Below are 6,245 nucleotides of genomic sequence, written 5' to 3'. Positions count from 1 at the left end.
GGATTGTTATTAGAAGCCTTTAGGTTGAGAAGTTTATTACCTTGGAAATCAAGAGCACACAAGACGTTAGTCTTAGAACTTACATCAATACCAATAAATAAAGTTGATAAAATATTGTTCTTCATATTATCACCACCTTTCATAAGTAGTAGGGAGAACAATTAGTAAAAGAGATATCCCGATCTTAGCTACTAACTTCAACCTCGCACTATTAGCATTCATCTTTGAAAATTACCTTGCTGTTGGTCTAGTCAAGGAGATGCAGCATCTGAGTTGGAAGATTATGATAGCTAAGTCAGGAAGCATGCTATAGAGGCAATAACCATTTGGCTTTGCAAGGAGGACAAGAATTATCCTTCGCTAACTATTCTTTGTTTTATTATAACATCAGGATATCTCAATTAAAAATTGCATTTTAGATATAAAAATATGCTTAGAACACTTAGTAAAAAGTGATTCTAAACATATTATACGAGGAGGATAATTATGAAGTTGGAGCTATTTGATTTTATTGATCAAACCTTAGCCTTGATTGAAAAGGATGCTGATAAGTTAAATAAAGTTGCAGAAGAACTAGAAAACTTCTTCAATAATAGCTTATTTATAAAGGATCATTTTTTGAACGTGAATTATAGAATAAAATCTAGTGAAAGTTTAAAAGAAAAAATTTTGAGACACAATTTTTATATGAAATATGATACACCAGAAAAATTAGTTGATAATTTGTCTGATTTGATAGGATTTAGAATTGAATGTAGGTTTCTCGAAGATGAAAAAAAAATATACCAAGATATAATTACTTTATTTAACATAGAAAAAGAAGATGGATATTTTACCAATTCATTGAATGAAAGCATTTACTTGAAATTGGGTGAAAAACAGCCACAAATACAAAAGAATGGATTTGAGATATACAAAATTGACGGGAAATATATAAAGAGTGATATTTCGGTAAATTTTGAATTACAAATAAAATCTATGGTTAACATTTTCTGGAGTGACATAGAACATAAAGTTCTCTATAAGAATTATAATTATATGATAATTGAAGACTTTTTCAGAGATATTATGTCTTCAATCAAAGATAATCTGTCAATGATAGATAGACAGTTAATGTTAATATATAACCATCTAGATATAATGAACGCAAGTGATGAAGTTTCAAAAAAATCACAGCTAAAAGCTTTATTGTCAAAAATGATTCACGATATCTACTCAGTAAATATAAGAAATGAAGTTGGAGTTATCATAGAGCTTAAAAAATCAACAGATATTATCGTGGATTTTTTGTTTATGAAAGCAGAGGATGATAAGGGTGGATACACAGAAGAATTTTTAAGGATTTTAAATAGATTAAATGAGATCGGAAATGCTGATATTAATTTTAATACCTATTTGGACTTTGAAAGAGAAATACAGTATTCAGATGAATTTTTAAACAAATTCGGCAATAAAATAATGGAGATAATTAACAAAGACTTTAGGTGGTTTGTATTTTTTAAGATAATATTTGATATTCAAAATGGATCTAATTGTGACGACTTCGAAGAATTCATAAAATATTTAGAACTCACATACAATAATTTAGTTGATACGGCAATGGAGGGTATGAAAATTAACGAAAGAGAGAAGGAAGAAATTACTTCTGAGCTTTTAGATGTAATTGCAGATGTTTTCTGTAAAAATCCAAGCATTGATTTCATCAACAATTGTACTTATGACAAACTATTGCAAAAAATAAGGGACTTGCTTGGTCCTATAAATGATTACGATGAATGGTTAATTAGAAAAGATAATATAAAATTAGAAATATTTGAGTACGATAATTATTTTTATAGTTATTAAATATTATTAAAGAGCATAGAGTAGGGTATATATAACATGCTTATGGAGGTGTGAATATGTATAAAGAAGAAATAGATATTATTAAACAAGGAATATTGAATGAAGTCGAAGGATATGAGTTTTATAAATTAGCCGCAAAAGAGATTGACGGCCAAAATAATAAAAACTCTTTTCTTGAATTGGCAAACGAAGAACTGAAGCATATAAATTATTTAAAAGATTTGCTTAAAGAAATAGAAAAAGCTGATAATGATAACATAGACTTATCGTCTTTAAAGAAATTAGAATCCCCAGGTATCTTTACTTGGGATAAAGTTGATAAGGATTTTTTATCTCTAGCTATTTCAGTATATAGCATAGGGATACAAATGGAGAAGGATTCAATTGAATTTTATGAACAAGCAAAAAAGAAAACTATATACGAAAAAGCCAAGGATCTATATGATTTATTAATAAAATGGGAAAATGTTCATCTAGAACAATTCACTAAACAATATGATTTGTACACTAAAGATTGGTGGCTACATCAGGGATTTGCACCGTATTAATAACTGGCAGGGGTAACCCTGCCTCTACTTTTAGAGAGGAAATAGAGAGGTATCAAAAGGATGAAAAAGTTGAAACAACTAGGCATACTATTATTAATTTTGTGGTTAGCAAATATAATTTCAGTAAATTATATAAATATTTTACCGCCTACTATAATAGGAATGGTAATTTTATTTTTATTGTTAAAATTAAATATATTAAAAATATCTCATATTGAAGATATTTCTTCTGTATTATTAGAATATTTGCCTTTTATGTTTTTACCCATAGGCGTAGGCGTAATAAATGTATTAGATGTCTTAAAAAATGATTTAATTCCCATTTTAATAACAGTTTGCTTGACGTTGACATTAGTCATGATAACTACTGGCAAAACCATTCAATTTATGATTAATATTAAGAAAGAAAGGGAGAATAAATGAACTGGGCTATTGACACCCCATTATTTGGCTTCACAATTTCTATTATAATCTATTTTATATCGGTATTTATCTCTAAGAGATTAAGAATGCCACTATTAAATCCTTTATTATTATCTATAGCGGCTATAATATTTATGTTGAAAACATTCGATATAGATTTAGAAACTTATAATTTAGGTGGGAATATAATTACTTTTTTTCTTGCACCTGCTACAATTTCTTTAGCGGTTCCATTATATAAACAATGGGATGTATTTAAGAAAAATTATTTAATAATAATATCAGGAGTATTAGTAGGGGTGATGACTGGAGTTTTTACGACTATTATATTGAGTAAATTATTTAATTTTGACAAATTATTAATGACTGCGTTAATACCTAAGAACACAACAACCCCAATAGCTATAGAAATAGCAAATATGTTGGGGACAAATGCTTCTTTAACAGTCACATTTGTAATTTTAAGCGGTACTTTTGGATATGTAATAGGAGAGTATATATTAAATATATTTAGAATCAACAACAAAATCGCAAAAGGTATTGCACTAGGCACTGCATCGCATGTAATGGGTACTACTAAAGCTATGGAATTAGGGGATGTTGAAGGCGCGATGTCATCTATTGCTATAACATTGTCTGGAATAATAACTATAGCTATAGTACCATTTATTTTTAAATTAATATGATTTATAGAAAGGGGCATTTAAATGAAAGAGATATATTTTGCTGGTGGATGTTTTTGGGGTGTAGAAGAATATTTTTCTAGAATTGATGGAGTTATAGAAACTAAAGTAGGATATGCGAATGGCATAAAGGAGAATCCAACCTATCAAGAAGTATGCACTGGAACAACAAAACATGCAGAAACGGTATATGTGAAATATGACGAATCGGTTGTTTCATTGGAAGAATTATTGTATAAATTTTTCAATATAATAGATCCTACATTGTTGAATAGACAAGGTGGAGATATCGGCAACCAATACAGAACAGGTATATATTATGCCGATGAGAAGGATAAAGATATAATAGCTAAATATGTGGATGGAATACAACAGAATTACACAGAAAAAATAGTTACAGAAGTATGTCCTTTAAGATGTTTTTATTTAGCCGAGGAATACCACCAAAAATATTTAAAGAAGAATCCTAATGGCTATTGCCACATAGATTTAAGCAGGTAGGTGCTGAGATGATTAAAATTGATTCAATTAACAAAATGACTGAAGTTGAGAGATTAAAATACATGAATTTGTTATTAAAAGGTCAGTTATCTTCAGAAACTGATGTTTTAGCTAATATTTCTAACTCTACAGCGATAATAAAATTATGCATTAACAATATAAACTGGAGTGGGTTTTATTTTTTAAGGGGATCTGAACTTGTATTGGGACCATTCCAAGGACTTCCAGCATGCAATAGGATCAAGATAGGCAAAGGAGTATGCGGAACTTCTGTCGAAAGAAAAGAACCCATTATTGTTGACAATGTTAATGAATTTGAAGGGCATATTGCATGTGATGAAAATTCAAGATCAGAGATTGTAATTCCAATTATTCAAAACGATGAAGTATTTGGAGTATTAGACATAGATAGCCCTTATTTTAACAGATTCGATGAAATACATTTAAAATATTTGACAGAATTTGTTTCGATTATGAATAAGTATATTAAATGGAATGAATTTATAAATTAGTAAAATGTAGATCGGAGATATCATGACTATATTGAAAAGAATGTACGAAATAATTACAAGAGCTATATATGATTCTGAATTATTAATAGATCCAAAAAAAGAATATATACCTATTTCGTTTGGTAAAGCAGAAGATAATAATTATTTATATCTTACAGACAACTTAAATTGTCTAGTTGATTTATATAATAAAGGGTATTCAAATAGAATTGATTTAATATATATTGATCCTCCTTTTTTTACTAATATGAATTATGATCAAAAGATAAAGATAAATATTGGAAATGAGGAAATAGTATTAAAGAGAAATGATTTTTCTGATAGATACACATATGGTTTGGAAGAATACATCTATGATATTACTCTACGGTTATCGCTTATGAGAAAATTACTCTCTGATACTGGAAGCATCTATGTCCATGTCGACAACAGAGTAAGCCACTATATTAGAATTATCTTAGATGAAATATTTGATGAAAAAAATTTCATCAATGAAATTATATGGGTTTATAAATCAGGTGGTGCAAGCAATAGAAGATTTTCAAGGAAGCATGACAATATATATCTTTATAGTAAAACAAATAAATACATTTTTAATCAACAAAAAGAAAAATCATACAATCGAGATTTTAAACCATATAAATTCAGTAATGTTGTTGAATATAAAGATGATTTGGGTTGGTATACACTGGTTAATGCAAAAGATGTCTGGTATATAAATATGGTCGGTAGAACTAGTAAAGAAAGAGTGAATTATTCAACTCAAAAACCATTAGAATTAGTTAAAAAAGCAATATTAGCATCGACAAATATTAATTCTATAGTAGCTGATTTTTATTTAGGAAGCGGCACATCAATAGTTGCTGCTAGTGAGCTTGATAGAAAATGGATAGGATGTGACCAAAATCCTATTAGCATAGTTTCGACAACTAGAAGATTAGCTCAGAAAAGCTTTACATTATTAATTGAAAAAATAGATAAGAAATTAAATCAAAATTTCAAGATTGAATACAGCATTAACAAGGAAATAGTTAATTTGGATATAGTCGATTATGCTAATTCCAGTATTAAACTAAAAAATAATCCATCTTCATATATTGAGCAAATGTATATATGCGAAAATAATAATGATAGTTACCAAATCATTCATGCTTTTGTAAGATCTCAAATACAAGGAAATGCAATTAATTTTGTTATAAACGATCAAACTAATCTATGCATTATAATTGTGGATTTATTTGGAAATATTGACTATCATAAACTATGTTAAATTTAACTTGAATGGGGAAGAAAAATAATGTATCATTATAGTAAATAAGTAAATAATAAAGGAGAATAGAAATGAACGATAATAAACACGAGCATGATCACAACCACGAACATGATCATAATCATAATCATAATCATGAACATGATCACAACCATGAAGAAGATATGGAAATAATTACACTTACTCTTGAAGATGACACAGAATTAGAATGTGCAGTAATGGGCATATTTGAAGTGGAAGATAAGGAATATATTGCGTTACTTCCATTGACTGACGATGAAGAAGATTCAGTTTTATTGTACCAATATGTAGAAGATGAAGAAAATGATGAATTTGAGCTATTACTCATAGAAGATGAAGAAGAATTTGATGTTGTAGCAGAAGCTTTCTACACGTTATTTTCTGAAGATGAAGATTTCGAAGATTAATTAGTTTTAAACCAAGGTACTTTGCTTAAGCAAAG

8 protein-coding genes are annotated in these 6,245 nt (G+C 28.4%); all 8 read left to right on the top strand.

The genetic code is table 11. From position 1 onward, the window contains the following. Window positions 1–486: 486 nt before the first annotated feature. Entirely contained in the window at window positions 487–1,845 is a 1,359-nt protein-coding gene (locus tag BO51_RS06150; protein ID WP_496484969.1) for a GTP pyrophosphokinase, read from the top strand. 56 nt (window positions 1,846–1,901) lie between these two features. Beyond that, on the top strand, window positions 1,902–2,393 hold the full coding sequence (locus BO51_RS06145) for a ferritin-like domain-containing protein (RefSeq protein ID WP_496484967.1): 492 nt from the start codon (window positions 1,902–1,904) through the stop codon (window positions 2,391–2,393). Window positions 2,394–2,453: 60 nt separating this feature from the next. Next, complete coding sequence (locus tag BO51_RS06140) at window positions 2,454–2,816, top strand: CidA/LrgA family protein (protein WP_496484965.1); 363 nt, start codon at window positions 2,454–2,456, stop codon at window positions 2,814–2,816. Next, window positions 2,813–3,502, top strand: coding sequence for an LrgB family protein (locus BO51_RS06135; protein WP_496484963.1), 690 nt, complete (start codon window positions 2,813–2,815; stop codon window positions 3,500–3,502). Before BO51_RS06140 ends, BO51_RS06135 begins: the two co-directional genes overlap by 4 nt. 21 nt (window positions 3,503–3,523) lie before the next feature. Beyond that, window positions 3,524–4,000, top strand: coding sequence for a peptide-methionine (S)-S-oxide reductase MsrA (gene msrA, locus BO51_RS06130; RefSeq protein WP_496484961.1), 477 nt, complete (start codon window positions 3,524–3,526; stop codon window positions 3,998–4,000). Window positions 4,001–4,008: 8 nt separating this feature from the next. Continuing rightward, window positions 4,009–4,512, top strand: coding sequence for a GAF domain-containing protein (locus tag BO51_RS06125; protein ID WP_496484959.1), 504 nt, complete (start codon window positions 4,009–4,011; stop codon window positions 4,510–4,512). A 22-nt stretch (window positions 4,513–4,534) separates the two neighbouring features. After that, the gene (locus BO51_RS06120; protein ID WP_496484957.1) at window positions 4,535–5,782 is read left to right on the top strand and encodes a DNA-methyltransferase; all 1,248 of its coding nucleotides are present in this window, start codon (window positions 4,535–4,537) and stop codon (window positions 5,780–5,782) included. Window positions 5,783–5,853: 71 nt separating this feature from the next. Next, a complete protein-coding gene (locus BO51_RS06115) occupies window positions 5,854–6,210 on the top strand; it encodes a DUF1292 domain-containing protein (protein WP_496484955.1) in 357 nt (118 codons plus the stop codon). Window positions 6,211–6,245 lie beyond the last annotated feature (35 nt).

The sequence above is a fragment of the Soehngenia saccharolytica DSM 12858 genome, assembly GCF_059568515.1.
This window is presented reverse-complemented; position numbering and strand designations above follow the sequence as displayed.